A 17,162-nucleotide genomic window follows, 5' to 3' on the forward strand; every position below is an offset into this window, starting at 1 on the left:
CTGCTGCAATGCCTTATAAGTTGGGTTGATTTAAGAAATAGCTAATGTTTTGAGATCGTCTAGCGTATTTGCTTCTTCAGGCTTTTTATCTTGTCTCCATCTTAGAATTCTTGGAAATCTAACCGCAACTCCGCTTTTATGTCTAGAGGAAGGTGCAATACCTTCAAAGGCCAGTTCAAAAACTAATTCGGGTACTACCTGTCTCACCGGACCAAATCTATCTACCGTATTTTTTTTGACAAAATTATCTACTTTTCTAAATTCGGCATCTGTAAGACCAGAATACGCCTTTGCAAAGGTCACTAGTTCCCCTTGCTGCCAAAGTGCAAATGTATAATCTGTAAATAGATTTGTTCTTCTTCCGTGCCCCCGCATAGCATAGGTAAGCACGGCGTCAATGGTAAGCGGATCTACTTTCCATTTCCACCAATCTCCTTTCTTTCTGCCAACTAGATAAGGAGAGTCTTTTTTCTTCAACATTAAACCTTCGCTTTTCTTTTTGCGGGCAAGTGCTCTTTCTTTTGAGAGCGTTTCCCAATTGTTAAACTTCATGGTTTCTGAAAGATGCAAAGGAAGCTGTGGAGATTTTACGGTATGATATAATTCTTCTAATAGTATTCTTCGTTCTTCAAAAGCGATAGAGCGAATGTCTTCTCCCTGCCATTCTAACAAATCATATGCTTTAAGAATTACTGGTGTTTTTTCAAGTAATTTTTTTGAAACTGTTTTTCTGCCAATTCGTGTTTGCAAATCATTAAATGTTCCAATTTCGTTGTTTGGGTATGGTAATAGCTCACCATCTATTACTGTACCATCTGGAAGCGAATCTAAAAAGCTTTCAAACTCTGGATACTTATCGGTAACCAATTCTTCTCCGCGACTCCAAACAAAGATTTCTTTATTTCTTATAATTACTTGTGCTCTAATTCCATCCCATTTATGTTCTGCGAACCAATTTTTTGCCTCGCCTAACTTTTCAAGATCACTTTCTAATGCGTAAGCCAAGTAAAAAGGATAAGGTCTGCTTAATTGATCTTTTGGGTTTTCTTCAAGAATTAATTTTTGAAAGGTAGTGGTTTGAGGTGTCCAGTTTCCCATTAATTTATAGGCAAGAATATCTTCCTCAATATGGGTTGCTTTGGAGAGTGCCCGAGTCATTAATTTTTGGCTAACTCCAATTCGAAATCCTCCTGTAAGAATCTTATTAAATACAAAACGTTCATAATACCCTAATTGTTTCCAATGGCTTTGTAGGTATTCTTTTTTATCTTCTTCTCTTGCCTTGCTTAAGGCTATTATTTGTTCAATGAAGGTGCTTAGACTCTTATGTGTTTTTTCTTTGGCAGTGGGTACTACCAGTGCAATAGTTTCAGCAAGATCACCAACTATATGATAAGATTCTTCAAAAAGCCAAAGAGGAATATTAGATATTTCAGACGCCCATTCTCTTAGAAGAGTGGTGTTTACAGGTCTTTTAGGTCTGCGGTGAGACAATAATGCAATGGTCCATAGTTTATCAGTATCATTGGCATCTTGAAAATAATCAGCTAAAGCATTTACTTTACTGTTGGTTTTATTCGTACTATCTAATATTTTAATTAATTGGGCAAATTCGTTCATAGGTCAACTAGGCAGATTCTTTTTGATCATCGTTTTCTTCTTTTGATTCTAGATTTTCACCTTCATACTGGGTTTTTTCGGTTTTAGCATCATACCCTTGCTCTCTAAGGTATCTGGAAAAAATATCTGTATAACCATGGGTAGCAATTACTTTTTCACATCCGGTATTTTTTATCGCTTCTAATAGTTCTTCCCAGTCTGCATGATCTGAAAGTACAAAACCTTTATCGATAGCTCTTCTGCGCCGAGCTCCTCTAAAGGCCATCCAGCCGCTGGCTGTAGCTGTTACAAAGGGAGCAAATTTGCGCAACCATACAGAACCGTGTGTAGAAGGAGGTGCAATAATAATATTTCCTTTAATGGCTTTTTTATCTGTATCTCGAGTAATCAGTTCTGTGGGAGGTAACTCCAATTGTGGTCTTAAAACTTCTGTCATTTTCTCAATAGCACCATGTGTATATATTTTACCAATAGAAGGATCCAGATGTTTCAATAGACGTTGTGCTTTACCTAGAGAATACCCAAAAAGTACGGAAGTTTTACCTTCAGATTTATTCGCCGCCCACCATTCATTTATAGCATTAAAAACTTCTACTTGAGGGCTCCATTTAAAAGCAGGCAATCCAAAAGTACACTCCGTAATGAAAGTATGGCACTTTACATTTTCATAAGGAGTAGAAATACCATCTTCACTTAGTTTATAATCTCCCGTAAAAACCCACACTTCTCCTTTGTGTTCTACCCTTATTTGAGAAGATCCTGGAATGTGACCTGCCGGATGAAAACTAAATTTTACATTGTTAACTATAAATTGCTCACCATAGGCTTTTCCAGTTACATTGATATCACCTAGACGGTGTTTTATAATAGGTACATTATTAAGTTGAGTTATATACCGTTGATGCCCCCATCTGGAATGGTCTGCATGCCCATGAGAAATCAAAGCTTTTTCAACGGGTTTCCACGGATCTAAATATATCTTTGCAGCATCACAATAAATGCCTTTATCTGTAAAAGCTAGTAACGGTTTTTTCATAGCTGTGTGAAGTTATGAAAAATATCATACATTTCATTTCATTAAGCTATTGGAATAGCTATCTTTGCCCTGCTTAAAATTAAAATCATCATGATGTCAATTTCAGAATTATATTCAAGCGGTTTTAGAGAGCGAAACCGCGATCACTTTGCAGCAATTGTGCGTGTTGCACTTTCTGATGGGATAATAAACGAAGCTGAAAAGGCTTTTTTAGACAGGTTAGCTAAAAATTTAGATATTTCAGATAAGGATTATGAGAAAATATTAGAGAATCCTACTGAATACGCTATTAATCCTCCGGTCTCTTATGAGAAAAGGCTAGAGCGACTTTATGATCTTGTAAGAATGGTATATGTAGACCGCATTACCGATGAAGATCAGATGAAAATTATGGAGAGGCTTGCTGTAGGTCTTGGATTTACACCCGAAAATGTAGAGTTTATCGTTAAAAAAGCAATGCAGTTGATAACGGTTGAATCTGATTTGGATACTTTTAAGGAAGAAATGAAAAATATGAACCGATAATTAGAAGTTCTATTATAATTAATTAAAAGCAGCTATAAACGTTTTATGGCTGCTTTTGTTTTTTTGAGATACAGGATCATTCTCTAAACTTAGGCATTGGAAAAAATAGTGTTTCCCTTAAAGTTAGTTGCTGTATTCTTTCATAAATTCTTCTGCTTTGTCTACCATTTTAGAGCTTCCACAAAAGAAAGGAATCCTTTGATGTAGTTCTGAGGGTTGAATATCTAAAATAGGTTGAAAACCATCGCTTGCTTTACCGTTGGCCTGTTCTGCCAACAGTGCCATTGGATTACATTCATACAGCAAGCGTAATTTGCCATTAGAAGCCACACTGCTTTTTGGGTAAAGATAAATACCTCCTTTAATCATATTTCTATGAAAATCAGAAACTAAAGACCCAATATAACGAGAAGTATATGGACGGTCTTCTTCTTCTTTCTGACAATATTTAATATAGTCTTTTACACCTTGTGGGAAATGAATATAGTTTCCTTCATTCACAGAATATATTTTACCGGTTTCAGGAAATTGCATATTTGGATGTGATAAATAAAATGTGCCTATTGCAGGGTTTAGAGTAAAGCCATTTACCCCATGACCGGTAGTATAAACCAACATTGTAGAAGTGCCATAAATAACATAACCAGCTGCTACCTGCTTTCTTCCAGGTTGCAAAAAATCTTCAAGCGTAACAGGGGTTCCAATTGGGGTAACTCTTCGATAAACCGAGAATATAGTGCCTACGGATACATTTACATCAATATTAGAAGAACCGTCTAGCGGATCAATAAGAACAATATATTTATTCTGATGATTTTTATCATTACTGTTTACGCTAATAAAATCATCTTCTTCTTCTGAAGCGATACCACAAACAATCTCCCGATTTATTAATGTTTGGATAAACTTTTCATTGGCAAGAACATCTAATTTTTGTTGATTTTCTCCTTGAATGTTGGTGTCTCCTGCCGCGCCTAAAATATCTACTAATCCTGCTTTATTTACTTCATGATTTACAACTTTAGCTGCAAGTCTTATTGCATTAATTAGCTTGGAAAGCTCGCCTGAGGAGTATTGAAATTCTTTTTGATTTTCAATAATAAATTCTCCAAGTGTCTGGTTTTTTCTTGACATTCTCGGTTAGATTGTAATTTTGCACACAAATATCGATAAAAATGTGAAACTACATCGTTTTCGTGATAACTATATTTTTTACATTTATAACTTTGTGTTTTATTTGAAACAAAATTTAAAAATGACAATTAGAGAAGCACGTATTGAAGACATGAAAGCTGTATTAGGACTTATTCATGAATTGGCTGTTTTTGAAAAAGAAGCAGGTGCTGTAGAAATTACTTTGGAGGATTTAAAAAGAGACGGATTTGGTGAAAACCCCCTTTTTCATTGTTTTGTGGCAGAGGTAAATCAACAAATTGAAGGAATGGCTTTGGTCTATCCTCGATACTCCACATGGAAAGGACCTACTATTCATCTTGAAGACCTTATCGTAAGAGATGGAAGTAGAGGTAATGGATTTGGTATGGCATTGCTCACAGAAGTAATTAAATACGGTGCAAAGAGGGGAGTCAAAAGAATTGAATGGGCTGTTTTAGATTGGAATAAGCCGGCAGTTTCTTTTTACGAACAAAACGGTGCTAACATATTGCGTGATTGGGATATTGTGCAAATGGACGAACAAGGAATTAAAAAATTTATTTCAAAGCTTTAAATATGAATATTTTTAAGTTTGGTGGAGCTTCTGTTAAGGACGCAGATGGGGTTAAGAACCTAGTTAAGGTACTGGAAACTGTAGGGTATGAAAATACATTACTAGTAGTCTCTGCAATGGGTAAGAGTACGAATGCGCTAGAGATAGTGGTAAAGAATTATTTTGAGAATGATAAATTACTCCAAAATAGCTTGCAAGAGGTTAAACAATACCACCTAGACATTATGCTAGAATTGTTTGATGCAGCCAGTAATAGAGCAGAAAAGCATCCTGTATTTTGGAAAGTTGAAGGTCTTTTTGCAGAGCTCAACTCTTTTCTTTCTTTAAATAAATCGCCTAATTACAGTTTTGTTTATGATCAAGTGGTTAGTTTTGGCGAATTGCTTTCAACTACTATAATAAGTCAGTACTTAATGGAGGCAGGTATTAAGAACACTTGGCTGGATGTGCGTAATTTTATTAAAACAGATGCTAATTATAGAGATGGCAATGTAAATTGGGAGGAAACCCAAATTAATATTAACGATGGTGTTAATAAGTCTTTATTAAATATTACTCAAGGTTTTATTGGTAGTGATGGTAATAATTTTACCGTTACTTTGGGAAGAGAAGGCTCTGATTACACTGCTGCTATTTTTGCTTACTGTTTAAATGCACAGAATGTAACTATCTGGAAAGATGTACCAGGTGTTTTAAATGCAGATCCCAGGTATTTTTCAAAAACACAACTTTTGCATCAAATCTCTTATGAGGAAGCTATAGAACTTGCATTTTACGGAGCTTCTGTAATTCACCCTAAAACTTTACAACCACTGCAACGAAAAGAAATTCCGTTGTATGTAAAATCCTTTATTAATCCAGAAGGTTTGGGTACGGCTGTGAGTAAAGGGCAGAGATTAAATCCTAAAGTATCTTGTTTCATTATCAAGAAAAACCAAGTGATGCTTTCTCTATCTTCCAGGGATTTTTCTTTTATTGTGGAGGATAATATGAGTGAAATTTTCTCTCTATTGCATAAATATAAAATGAAAGTGGACGTTATTCAGAATTCCGCCATTAGTTTTTCGGTATGTGCAGATAATAAGTATAACAATTTACATGAGCTGATAAAGGTACTTGAAGCTAAATTTCAGGTAGATTATTATGAAAATGTGTCTTTATATACAATCAGGCATGCCACCGGAGAGGCTGTTAGTGGTGTTGAAAAAGATAAAAAGGTACTACTCAAGCAACGGCTTGAAGATACAGTTCAATTAGTGGTAAGTGAGTAATTAGCGTAATTTTTTTACTACAACTTTTTATTTGTGCAAGGAATTCTTTTATACCTGAATTATAGTTTGAATCAAATTTGATTACATTTGTAATTCGTCTAATCAATTATAAATGGGGCTTGTTACTGCTAAAGAAATTGCTAAAGTAATTAAGGTTGATAAGTATGGATTTTTAGGAACATTTATGGGCTGGATACTCATGAAGGTACTTAAGATATCTACAATGAATCAAATCTACAATCGCAATAAGGATTTAGCAGACGTAGATTTTTTAAATGCAATTCTTGAAGAATTCGAAATCCGGTTTGAAATCCCGGAAGAGGATTTAAAAAGACTTCCAAAAGACGGAGCCTATATTACTATTTCCAATCATCCTTTGGGAGGTATAGACGGGATATTATTGTTGAAATTATTGCTAGAAAAGCGTCCTGATTTCAAGATCATAGCTAATTTTCTTTTACACAGAATAGAACCATTGGTACCATATGTTATGCCGGTTAACCCATTTGAAGATCATAAAGACGCTAAGAGCAGTTTAGCTGGTTTCAAGCAATCTTTAATGCATCTTAGGGAAGGGCATCCTTTAGGTATTTTTCCTGCAGGGGAAGTTTCTACTTATAAAGATGACAAACTTATAGTAGATAAACCATGGGAAGAGGCTGCCATGAAGCTTATAAAAAAGGCAGAAGTACCGGTAGTCCCCATCTATTTCCATGCAAAAAACAGTAGGCTTTTTTACCGGTTATCCAAACTAAGCGACACACTTAGAACGGCTAAATTGCCTTCTGAATTACTATCTCAAAAAAATAGAATTATTAAAGTGCGCATTGGAAATCCCATTTCGGTGAATGCACAAAAGGAAATTCCTGCACTTGATGAATTCACAGAGTTTTTACGAAAAAAAACGTACATGCTCTCTAATGCTTATGAAAAGAAGAGTATTTTAGAAAAAGTGCCTTCTACATTAAAAATTCCTAAGGCACCCAAAAAAATTGTAACACCGATATCTCCTGAGCTTATGGAAGCAGAGGTAAATACATTAAGGGATACGGAACACAGGTTGTTAGAAAGTAAGAATTACGAGGTATACTTGGCCAGTTCCAAAGAAATTCCGAGTATTTTACAGGAAATTGGCAGGTTGCGAGAGATTACCTTTCGGGAAGTAGGGGAAGGAACAAATCAGTCTATAGATTTAGATCAATTTGACAGTTATTATCACCATATGTTTTTGTGGGATAGGGTAGCTCAAAAAATTGTAGGAGCTTACAGAATGGGCTTAGGCTCAAAAATATTTACTACCCATGGGATTGACGGATTTTATCTTCAGGATCTCTTTAGATTTGAACCAGAGTTGCACAAAATGATGAGCCAGTCTATAGAAATGGGTAGAGCCTTTGTGATAAAGGAGTACCAGCAAAAACCCATGCCATTATTTCTACTTTGGAAAGGTATTGTTCACACTACTCTTAGGCATCCTGAGCATAAATATCTCATTGGTGGTGTTAGTATTAGTAATCAGTTTTCAAATTTCTCAAAATCTTTAATGATTGAATTTATGAAGTCTAATTACTATGACCCTTATATAGCTCAATATATTAAACCAAAAAAGGAGTTCAAAGTAAAACTAAAAGATGCTGATAAAGATTTTATTTTTGACTCAACTGAGGCAGACTTAAATAAATTTGATAGACTAATAGATGAGGTGGAACCCGGAAGCCTCAGATTACCAGTTCTTATTAAAAAATACATCAAACAGAATGCTAAAGTAATCGCATTTAATGTAGACCCACTCTTCAATAATTCTGTAGATGGCCTCATGTATATAAGAATTGCAGATTTACCTGAAAGCACTGTAAAACCCGTGATGGAAGAATTTCAGGCAGAATTGGAGCGAAAGTTTGCAGAAGGGAATGGTGAAATTGATAGTTAAACCCTAGTTACCCAATCTACATATAATTATTTTATAAATTCTTCTAGTATATACAAACTATATACACAAGGGAGATTTTTCATAGACAGCCAGCCTAGGCCAAGTATATTACTACATATTTATCTCAATGAAAGAGTTGAATTGGATATCTATCTAAAATAATAATTTTGAATCAGGTTAGAAAGAAAATAGAAAAAGTATCTGAAGGTGTTCTTTTGGTATTAACAATATACTGGGAAAGAAGTTTACCAATAATAATATTCTAAAACTAAATCGCCAACTCTAAGAGCTGGCGATTTTTTACTTAATAATTTTTGGAATGCAGTCATAGTATATTTATAACTATGAATTTTTTTATTGCGTATTTCTGAAAAATGAATTAGCTACTTGGTGTGTTTCATACCAATTGTCAATATTTATGGTATACCGTATGCGTTTTCCCTGAGAAGTGCCTTTAATAAAACCAGCTCTTTTGAGCTCGCATAGATGTTGCGAAATGGTGGCTTGCGCCAATTCCATTTCCATCACTATATCATTACATGTAGATTCTGGGTTTTTACTAATATATTCCATGATTGCAATACGCGCAGGATGCCCTAAAGCTTTAAAAAGCTTCGCAGTTCTGTTTTGTTGTATTGTATGAGCATAAAATTTAGAAAATCCCATAATAGAGCATATTGTGATTTTATGATATTTAAAACCCAGTGAAACTAAGCTAACGATTATATTTTTTTAAAACCATGGTTTTTTACCAGCTTGATAGGTATTGTAAAACTCTTCATCAGACTTAGTGAGGTAGATGATACCTTCAATTAAACCAATAACCGCCGGAATCCAAACTAAAAATGCACCAATCAATAGACAAACTAATGCGTATGATATTAACGTAGCACCCAATAAAATGAATCCTTCCTTTTGATAGCCTAAATAAAATTTGTGTATTCCTAATGATCCTAGTACAATCGCTAAAATACCGGCAATCATTTTCTTGTTATCACCGCTTTGTATAGCTTCTTTTGCACCTTCTGTAAATTCCTTGGCGGTATCTTTAATTTCATCGCCTAGATCTTTGTTATCTTCTGACATAAGTTTTTTTTTGGTTAGTGCTCTAAAATTAGAAAAAAAAAGGAAATATAAAAGAAAACTAAGCTAGGATTTTGGAAAAATCTACTGTTTTTCTTTAAACCTGAACATAAGTAAGTTTTTTCCTTCAATTTAATTGGATTGTCATTTTTTTATTCTATAAAAGTTCTTCATCAATAGGCTCCCAAAGTTCAATTTTATTTCCTTCAGGATCCATAATCCAGCCAAACTTCCCATAGCTATATTCTTCTATTTCTCCCACAATAGTCACTCCTTCATGATGAAGGATCTTTAATAATTCAACTAAATTTTCAACTCTGTAGTTCATCATGAAATTTTTTTGACTCGGCTCAAAATACGTTGTTTTCGCATCAAAAGCGCTCCACTGCGTTATTGCTCTTTCTTCCGGATTATCATCATTCCTCCATATAAAACTACATCCATATTGGTCAACAGGTAATCCTAATCTTTCCTTATACCATTCTTTTAATTTTTTTGGGTTTTCAGACTTAAAGAATACACCACCAATACCGGTAACACGTTTTTTCATTTTTACAATGGGTTTTATAGATTAGAGAATTTGATTATTTGTATAAGTTGAAATTCCTTTTCAATTATTTTTTCAATTTCAATGAGTAGCGCAGCCTCCATATTTTTTAAATAAAAACAATTCTTGCCTTTCAGTAACTTTCTCAAAGACCGAGAGCGATCTGTAAAATCATCTGGATGAGTGCAGATAGGAAAATAATACAGTCTTATGTCCTTTAGTTTGGATATGATACTCACAAAAAAGAAACCGTCTACTTTTTTATTATCCTGCATTGCTTCTTTAGAACCGTAAACTTCAAATAGTTCAGGATTATTTTTTCTAATTCTAAGTGGAGGCATCCATTTAGAAAATAACTCAATTAATGCCTGTTGCAAGTTGGCTAAAGATAACATCATAATGCTATTAGTTTCTTTTTAAAATAAACGCAGATAGAATGGAAATGATAACCCCAATAATAAACACAGTAGCAAACATTATAAAACCTGCAACTAAGGGATTGGCATAAATTTCCATAGAGGCTTCTAGTTGTTCTTTTTGAAGTTTAAATTCTTCAACCGACACTGTTTTTTCTAAATTCTCAAGTGTATAAGATGCGTACTGCTGCGGAAAATCTGGATTAATATATTTAATATAAATAGCATCTACAATACCAAATGCAATAGATGCAAAAAGCGAAATAAGAATGCCTATGAGCAAAGCCTTGCTAAAAGTTACAGCGCCATTATTTTCTTGATCTCTATAATGTTTGATTGCAAAAAATACAAAAAGAAGCGAAGTAACTATAGAGGCATACCCAATAACTTCTTGACTACTAAAGCTAAGTTGTTTACCAAGAACTAATGCCAAAGTAAATAAAATGAGCCCAGAGAGCCCGGAGTAAAGTCCAAATTTTAAAATCGTTTTTTTCATTTTAAAGACATTTAAGTTTATAAAACAAAACTGAAATTTATGATTGATTTGGGCCTCATACTAAAGTACCATTTTAATTAAGTTGATATTAAAATTCAATAAGATGAAGGATTTTCGCTTTTTGAATAGCCTCTGTTCTTCTTCTCGCATCTAGCTTTACTAGGACATTTGAAACATGGGTTTTTATAGTGCTTTCGGTAACAAATAATTTGATAGCTATCTCTTTGTTAGACAAGCCTAAGGCAACAAGACTTAATACTTCATACTCTCTTTCTGTAAGTCCTGTTTTTGTAATGTTTTCTTTTTTGATTTGTGTTTCGTTCTTAAGAGGACTTCTTAGACTTTTTTTATGGAGTATAACCCCAATCATAAAAAACGTAATAGCGATTCCAGCAATCATCATTTCAATCGTGGTTTCCCCCGCAAGAAGTGTATACTTACTTATTTGGAATAAAGAAAGTACGGCAACAATTAATACGGTAAAAATAATAATGGTTTGTTTCACAACCTTAAAGTTAAGAAACCTGTGCCATATTATGGAGAGAGTAATTTAAATAATAGGACGCTATGTTGAAGAATAGGTGTTTATTACAATAAAATGAAAAGTATATTTATATCCTTTCAAATGAGGGTTTAACGATATATCTTTTCAATTTTGGATATAATCACTTCTGCAAGTTTTCGTTTGCTTTCATGGGTCCATCCTGCCACATGCGGAGTTAATATCACATTTTGTGCATCAATAAGATATTTTAATGCCTCGGGCACTTGAGATGCTTCTGCAAATAGATTTTCAAAGGAAGCTTTTTCGTATTCTAGCACGTCTAAGCCTGCACCTAATATTTTTCTTGATTTTAAAGCTTTCACCAAATCTGCGGTAACCACACTTTTCCCTCGCGCAGTATTAATGAACCAAAAGGGTTTGCTAAATGATTCAATAAATGCGTCATCTATCATATTTAGGGTAAGTGGCGTTTGAGGTGTATGAAGGCTTAGTACATCTGTTTTACTATGAAGTTCTTTGAGACTTACCTGTTTGGCATTTTCGTCTGAAAGGTTGGGTTTAAGGTCGTAAAAAATCACTTCTGTTTCAAACCCCTTGAGCTTTTTTGCAAAAGCTTTCCCCATATTTCCATAGCCAATAAGCCCTACCGTTTTTCCATCCAGTTCATGGCCTCTATTGGCTTCTCTTTGCCAACTGCCAGAATTAATTTCGTAATTAGCTTTCTTAAAGTTGTTAAATAAAGAAAGCAGCATTCCAAGGGTGTGTTCGCCTACTGCGTTTCTATTACCTTCAGGGGCCGCAACAAGCTTAATTCCTTTTTTTGAGGCATGGTCTATATCAATGTTTTCTAGTCCTGCACCTACCCGTCCAATAAATTTTAGGTGTGTTGCTTTATCTAAAAAGGTTTTGTCGATTGGAAATCGGCTTCTAATGATGATTCCCTCGTATTCATGAATTATTTTCTGAATAGTTTCTTTAGAATCGGTATAGTTTTCATGGCTTTCAAAACCTAAAGCATTCAGCCCTTCTATGAGTATGGGATGATTGGTGTCAAGATGAAGAACTTTCATTATATTTTAGGGTAATGGGTTTGTGTTTTTTCATGTTTTACCTCACCGGTATGCGCAGTAGTTAATTTTTCAAAAAGCATCAACAATACTTCCTCTCCTTCTTTCGTTTTTGGATTGTGTTCTACTCCCTTAGGAACTACTATTATTTCACCCTCATTAACAACCTCAATACGGTCTCTGAACTGCATATATAAGGTACCTTTTAACACTTGAAAAAGCTCATCTTCATTTTCGTGCGCATGCCAGACAAATTCTCCTTGAATTTTAGCAAGTAAAACTTGCATATCATCTACGATTGCAATTTGATGTGGATGCCATTGCTGAGAAAATTCAGCATGTTTTTTTAATAAGTTGATTGATTTCATCCTTGATTTTTTTAAGAATAAGAAGCCATAATTTTTTTAGAATCCAAGAATAATTTTGGACAAATAGAAAAACAGAAAAATCCCAAAAATATCATTACTTGTGGTTATAAAAGGTCCGGTAGCAATAGCTGGGTCAATTCCTTTTTTATGCAAAATGATAGGAACAAAAGTCCCAATAAGCGCTGCGACTATAATAACACAAAGCATAGAAATAGCGATGGTAAAACTAAAAATTAAATCTAGTTTTGTAAGCATGCCAAAAATAATAACGAGTACGCCCAATACACAACCGCTTATTAGACTTAAGCCTACTTCTTTTAATAATCTATTGAATAGACTCCCTTTCACATTGTCATTTGCAAGACCCTGTACAATAATAGCTGAAGACTGTACCCCTACGTTTCCTGCCATTGCCGCGATAAGGGGCGTATAGAAAAAGAGTTTTTCATATTTACTTAAAGCCTCTTCAAAACCTTCCATTATAATAACACTACCTAGTCCACCCAATAAACCTAGAACAAGCCAAGGGAGTCTTGCTCTTATAAGTTCAAAAACAGTGTCATCTGCTTCTACTTCTTGGGTAATACCCGCTGCTAACTGGTAATCTTTCTCTGCTTCTTCTTTTATGACATCTACAATATCATCAATAGTAATACGTCCAACAAGCCTACCTAATTCATCAATTACCGGGATGGCTTCCAAGTCATATTTAGACATTACTTTGGCTACCTCTTCTGCTTTTTCATGTACATTTACATAGTCTACTTTTGGAATATAGACTTCGCTTATTTGCGTTTTAGTAGAAGTAGTGAGTAGGTCTTTAAGTGAAAGTCTTCCTTTTAATTTATCTTCATCATCCACTACATAAATAGAATGCACCCGAGTTACATTTTCTGCCTGTGCCCGCATTTCTTTTACGCAGGTAAGTACGTTCCAGTTCTCATTTACTTTTACTAGTTCTTTTGCCATCAAACCACCTGCAGTGTTTTCATCATACCGAAGTAGTTCTACAATATCCTTGGCATGCTCTGCATCTTCAATCTGAGAGATTACTTCTTGCTTTCTATCGTCTGGAAGCTCAGCAATAATATCTGCGGCATCATCTGTGTCTAGTTCAATTAATTCTTCCGCAATTTCTCGTGACGAAAGATTTTTCAAGATATCTTCACGAAAATCGTTGTCCAGTTCAGTAAGAATATCAGAAGTCTTGTCACTGTCTAGTAACTTAATAAGATAGGTGGCTCCATAAATATTAAGTTCGCTAATAATTTCAGCAATATCTGCATAATGCACTTCTTTTAACAAAGACAATAACTCTTTATCGTTTTTGTTTTCTATGAGGGTTTCAATTCCCTCTATAAGGTCATTTGTTAATTGAAACGGAGTCATTAGCTATCTTTTGAGTGAGGTCTATAAACTGAGGAACGGTTAACTGTTCTGGTCTTTGCCCAAAGATAGTGTCTTCTTTTAAATTATCAGAGAGGTTGAAGGTTTTTAAACTATTGCGAAGTGTTTTTCTACGATGGTTAAACGCGGTTTTAACCACTCTAAAGAATAACTTTTCATCACATGGCAACGTAAAATTGTCTTTACGGGTAAGCTTCAATACACCGCTTTTTACCTTTGGAGGCGGATTAAAAACATTTTCTGAAACCGAAAAGAGATATTCAGCATCGTAAAAAGCCTGAACTAAAACCGATAGTATGCCATAGGTTTTGCTTCCTTCTTTTTCACAAATGCGCAGTGCCACTTCTTTTTGAAACATTCCTGAGAACTCTGGAACAGATGCGCGCATTTCTAATAAGCGAAAAACAATTTGCGAGGAAATATTATACGGGAAATTACCAATAATTTTAAAAGAGCGATCTCCTAAAAAATGAGTAAGATTACATTTTAAAAAGTCTTCGCTTATAATTCTACCTTTAAGTTCAGGGAAATTGGTTTCCAGATAAACCACCGATTCTTTATCAATTTCAATAACCCAGGTTTCTATTTTTTTCTGTAATAGATACTTGGTCATTACCCCCATTCCTGGACCAATTTCAAGTACCAAATCACCCTCTTCATAGTTTAGGGTATCGGCAATTTTAGCAGCGATATTTTCATCATTTAAAAAGTGCTGCCCCAGATGTTTTTTGGCTTTTACTTGATCCTTAGACATATGTTAAGAACTTATTTTTTTCTGGATAGTATCCTCTATCTCCAAACGTTCTTTTTTTCTAAGCCAAGATAATTCCATATCTATTTGGTTGTTGTCTTTGGTGATAATAAAAGGCTCACTGCCTCCTTTTGAGACATAGAAATGCTTAATGTCTTTAAAAAATATTTTTCGGTATTTGTAGCGTACAAAGTCTTCCTGGAGCTCTATTACCGGTTTGTTTGAGGTAATAACTATATAGACCACAAAAAGTGCTATTACTAAAAAAACACCCAGCAAAACAAACATCAGTACCCGAGCCCATACAGATTGAATACCTCCAAGTATAGAGATTATTATAAAGTCATACAAAAGATATCCTAGGATAACCATAAATATGAGCAATGCAATTTTAGCGTAGTACAGATTATTGGCTTTGAATATTTTAGTCATTGTTATACTCGTTTAATAGTTCAAGTTCCGTTCTGAATGCTACAAATTTGTCTGCAAATTTTCTCAGTGCATCTTGGCGAAGACGTGCAGCATCTTCTGCATAATACTGCTGAAGCATTTCCTTACTTTCGGTATAATATTGAACCGAATAGGTAATACCGCCCATTTCTTCTTCTACTAAAACTTTCAGCATACGTGCTGAGGTGAATTTACCTGTAGCAAGCATGTCTGGAATATGGGATTTCTCCATCCATTGAATCCATTCATTATGACTACTTTCATCAATGTTTACGGTTACATTGTATATGTACATAAAACCTATATTGAAATGTGTTGCAAAGTTACAAAGAATACTCGGTTCAAAGTACTGGTTTGTTTATGTGTAGTTACCATTGTTGCACAATTGATTCGGCAAAACGAAAATAAAAGTATGGAAAGTCTGTAGCCTCTGAGCTTTGAGGTTCTTAGCATAAGAAGACTCAAGCTATTAATGGGATACTGCTTAAGATTGGTTCTCTTGTTTGTTAAAGTTCGTTATTTTTGAGCCAAGTATATGAGTATTCAGCAATTTCTTTCCAGCCGTGGTCTATGACCATTGAGTGGCCCCGTGCTTCAAATAATTTGAAATCTGAAATTACAGACGAATTATATTTTTTCACAGAAGCTTTACCCAATATTGGAGGTGCTAGATTGTCTTTTTCGCCTCCGGTTATTAACAAAGGCCCACGCTTCGTGTTTTCTGTATTCACTTTTGTTTCAGAACCAGCAAAGCTCGCTATTGCGGCTTGAAAAAGTGGTTTGCAAGGCGCCGGAATTGTCCAAAGTTCATAAAGTTCTCTCGCTTCTTTTTTTGGTAAAGCATTTGCAAATCCATAACAGAACTGTTTGAAAGTAAGTGAATAGGCCTTTTTGAAATTAAAAGGATTACCAAGTAACGGTAAAGAGGCTTTGAGTACTGAAAATGGCAGTTGCCATACACCTTTTAAGGGCGCAGGATTTAGCGCAATACAACCACTAACTAAATTTTGTCCTAATAGAATCTGCGCAATTAGGCCACCAAAAGAATGCCCAATAACAATTGGTTTTTCTGGAAGTGTCGTTATTATTTTAGCATAATGATCTACAACTTCAGTAACTCCTCTATTGGCAATAGCATTTGGGTTAGCGCGACTTTCAGCAACAGTGGGAGATTCTCCTGGCCAGCTTGGATTAAGTGTTTTATAACCTTGTTCATAAAAAAATACCATCCATTGTTGCCATGAAGATGTATGCATCCATAATCCGTGAATGAATACGATTGTTTTTGTTGGTTTCATTTTTGTCTTTTATTTATGTAAAAGTCCAACAAACAATGCTGTGAAATTTTAACTCAAGTTAAAATCGTATTACTTCTTTGAAATTCTTTTTCTAATTCTACTTAATGAAGGTCCCTGTATCCCTAAATAGGAAGAAATATGATACAATGGAATGCTGTTGAATATGTCTGGGTGGTTTTTTATTAAATCCAAGTAACGTTCTTCTGGTGTTTTAAAGATGAAGCTTTCCATTCTTTCAATAGTTATATCAAATGCTTTTTGTGCCATTAAGCGACCAAATCGTTCCCATTTATGAGATTGCTTGTAAAGAGTTAGCAAATCATTAAAGTTGATATAATAAATTGAAGCATCTGTCATAGCTTGGGTATGATATTCGCAAGGTGTTTGATTAATGAAACTTTTAAATGGAACTACAAACTGATCTTTTGAATAAAGAAAAATATTTTTTTCGTCGCCTGTTTTGTTGTCGATAATATAAGAACGAAAAGTGCCCGTATTTATGAATCCTAAATAGGTACAAATGTTTTTATGCTGATTGAAGTATTCACCTTTTTTATATTCTTTGGTGTGCCAAAAAGAAGTAGACCTATTAAAATCATCTGCGTTCAAGTTAGCAAATTGGTTAAGGGCAAAGGCGAGTATTTCCAATCCTGTCATTAATTA

General features: G+C 34.5%; 21 protein-coding genes. 4 read left to right on the forward strand and 17 right to left on the reverse strand.

Features of this window, described 5'->3' with window-relative positions:
* Window positions 1-30: 30 nt before the first annotated feature.
* A complete protein-coding gene (locus WBG07_RS11950) occupies window positions 31-1,620 on the reverse strand; it encodes an ATP-dependent DNA ligase (RefSeq protein ID WP_340201597.1) in 1,590 nt (529 codons plus the stop codon).
* 7 nt (window positions 1,621-1,627) lie between these two features.
* Window positions 1,628-2,656, reverse strand: a complete 1,029-nt coding sequence (locus WBG07_RS11955; protein WP_340201599.1) for a ligase-associated DNA damage response exonuclease — start codon at window positions 2,654-2,656, stop codon at window positions 1,628-1,630.
* Between the two features lie 93 nt (window positions 2,657-2,749).
* On the opposite strand from WBG07_RS11955, the gene WBG07_RS11960 reads away from it, so the two are divergent.
* Complete coding sequence (locus tag WBG07_RS11960; RefSeq protein WP_340201680.1) at window positions 2,750-3,181, forward strand: TerB family tellurite resistance protein; 432 nt, start codon at window positions 2,750-2,752, stop codon at window positions 3,179-3,181.
* A gap of 123 nt (window positions 3,182-3,304) precedes the next feature.
* Here the strand turns inward: WBG07_RS11960 and fbp are convergent, their stop codons facing one another.
* Window positions 3,305-4,315 (reverse strand): class 1 fructose-bisphosphatase, encoded by a 1,011-nt coding sequence (gene fbp, locus WBG07_RS11965; RefSeq protein ID WP_340201600.1) that lies wholly within the window; start codon window positions 4,313-4,315, stop codon window positions 3,305-3,307.
* A 121-nt stretch (window positions 4,316-4,436) separates the two neighbouring features.
* Between fbp and WBG07_RS11970 the strand changes: the two genes are divergently transcribed.
* The 3 genes from WBG07_RS11970 (at window position 4,437) to WBG07_RS11980 (ending at window position 8,111) form a co-directional block, all read left to right on the forward strand.
* On the forward strand, window positions 4,437-4,910 hold the full coding sequence (locus tag WBG07_RS11970) for a GNAT family N-acetyltransferase (protein WP_340201601.1): 474 nt from the start codon (window positions 4,437-4,439) through the stop codon (window positions 4,908-4,910).
* 2 nt (window positions 4,911-4,912) lie between these two features.
* A complete protein-coding gene (locus WBG07_RS11975) occupies window positions 4,913-6,181 on the forward strand; it encodes an aspartate kinase (protein WP_340201602.1) in 1,269 nt (422 codons plus the stop codon).
* Between the two features lie 112 nt (window positions 6,182-6,293).
* Window positions 6,294-8,111: a GNAT family N-acyltransferase gene (locus WBG07_RS11980; protein ID WP_340201604.1), complete on the forward strand. Its 1,818-nt coding sequence runs from the start codon at window positions 6,294-6,296 to the stop codon at window positions 8,109-8,111.
* A 354-nt stretch (window positions 8,112-8,465) separates the two neighbouring features.
* Here WBG07_RS11980 and WBG07_RS11985 read toward each other — a convergent pair whose 3' ends face one another.
* The 14 genes from WBG07_RS11985 to WBG07_RS12050 form a co-directional block, all read right to left on the reverse strand.
* Window positions 8,466-8,777, reverse strand: a complete 312-nt coding sequence (locus WBG07_RS11985) for an ArsR/SmtB family transcription factor (RefSeq protein ID WP_340201605.1) — start codon at window positions 8,775-8,777, stop codon at window positions 8,466-8,468.
* A 66-nt stretch (window positions 8,778-8,843) separates the two neighbouring features.
* Entirely contained in the window at window positions 8,844-9,197 is a 354-nt protein-coding gene (locus tag WBG07_RS11990) for a TM2 domain-containing protein (RefSeq protein ID WP_340201606.1), read from the reverse strand.
* A 154-nt stretch (window positions 9,198-9,351) separates the two neighbouring features.
* Window positions 9,352-9,744, reverse strand: a complete 393-nt coding sequence (locus WBG07_RS11995) for a VOC family protein (protein WP_340201607.1) — start codon at window positions 9,742-9,744, stop codon at window positions 9,352-9,354.
* Window positions 9,745-9,758: 14 nt separating this feature from the next.
* Window positions 9,759-10,139, reverse strand: coding sequence for a hypothetical protein (locus tag WBG07_RS12000; protein WP_340201608.1), 381 nt, complete (start codon window positions 10,137-10,139; stop codon window positions 9,759-9,761).
* 7 nt (window positions 10,140-10,146) lie between these two features.
* Window positions 10,147-10,653 carry a DUF4199 domain-containing protein gene (locus WBG07_RS12005; RefSeq protein WP_340201610.1) on the reverse strand — a complete coding sequence of 169 codons (507 nt, stop codon included), beginning with the start codon at window positions 10,651-10,653 and terminating at the stop codon, window positions 10,147-10,149.
* An 88-nt stretch (window positions 10,654-10,741) separates the two neighbouring features.
* Window positions 10,742-11,158: a response regulator transcription factor gene (locus WBG07_RS12010; protein WP_340201612.1), complete on the reverse strand. Its 417-nt coding sequence runs from the start codon at window positions 11,156-11,158 to the stop codon at window positions 10,742-10,744.
* Between the two features lie 128 nt (window positions 11,159-11,286).
* Window positions 11,287-12,228, reverse strand: coding sequence for a 2-hydroxyacid dehydrogenase (locus WBG07_RS12015; protein ID WP_340201614.1), 942 nt, complete (start codon window positions 12,226-12,228; stop codon window positions 11,287-11,289).
* Window positions 12,228-12,593: a cupin domain-containing protein gene (locus WBG07_RS12020; protein WP_340201615.1), complete on the reverse strand. Its 366-nt coding sequence runs from the start codon at window positions 12,591-12,593 to the stop codon at window positions 12,228-12,230. Before WBG07_RS12020 ends, WBG07_RS12015 begins: the two co-directional genes overlap by 1 nt.
* Before the next feature lie 36 nt (window positions 12,594-12,629).
* Window positions 12,630-13,982 carry a magnesium transporter gene (gene mgtE / locus WBG07_RS12025; protein WP_340201617.1) on the reverse strand — a complete coding sequence of 451 codons (1,353 nt, stop codon included), beginning with the start codon at window positions 13,980-13,982 and terminating at the stop codon, window positions 12,630-12,632.
* Window positions 13,957-14,754 (reverse strand): 16S rRNA (adenine(1518)-N(6)/adenine(1519)-N(6))-dimethyltransferase RsmA, encoded by a 798-nt coding sequence (gene rsmA / locus WBG07_RS12030; protein WP_340201618.1) that lies wholly within the window; start codon window positions 14,752-14,754, stop codon window positions 13,957-13,959. The genes mgtE and rsmA overlap by 26 nt, the downstream gene beginning before the upstream one ends.
* A gap of 3 nt (window positions 14,755-14,757) precedes the next feature.
* Window positions 14,758-15,183 carry a hypothetical protein gene (locus WBG07_RS12035; protein ID WP_340201619.1) on the reverse strand — a complete coding sequence of 142 codons (426 nt, stop codon included), beginning with the start codon at window positions 15,181-15,183 and terminating at the stop codon, window positions 14,758-14,760.
* Window positions 15,176-15,496, reverse strand: coding sequence for a DUF4286 family protein (locus WBG07_RS12040; RefSeq protein WP_340201621.1), 321 nt, complete (start codon window positions 15,494-15,496; stop codon window positions 15,176-15,178). Before WBG07_RS12040 ends, WBG07_RS12035 begins: the two co-directional genes overlap by 8 nt.
* Before the next feature lie 211 nt (window positions 15,497-15,707).
* Window positions 15,708-16,499, reverse strand: coding sequence for an alpha/beta hydrolase (locus WBG07_RS12045; protein ID WP_340201622.1), 792 nt, complete (start codon window positions 16,497-16,499; stop codon window positions 15,708-15,710).
* A gap of 69 nt (window positions 16,500-16,568) precedes the next feature.
* A complete protein-coding gene (locus WBG07_RS12050; protein WP_340201624.1) occupies window positions 16,569-17,156 on the reverse strand; it encodes a Crp/Fnr family transcriptional regulator in 588 nt (195 codons plus the stop codon).
* Window positions 17,157-17,162 lie beyond the last annotated feature (6 nt).

This window comes from Ascidiimonas meishanensis (genome assembly GCF_037782385.1).
Lineage (GTDB): Bacteria > Bacteroidota > Bacteroidia > Flavobacteriales > Flavobacteriaceae > Ascidiimonas > Ascidiimonas meishanensis.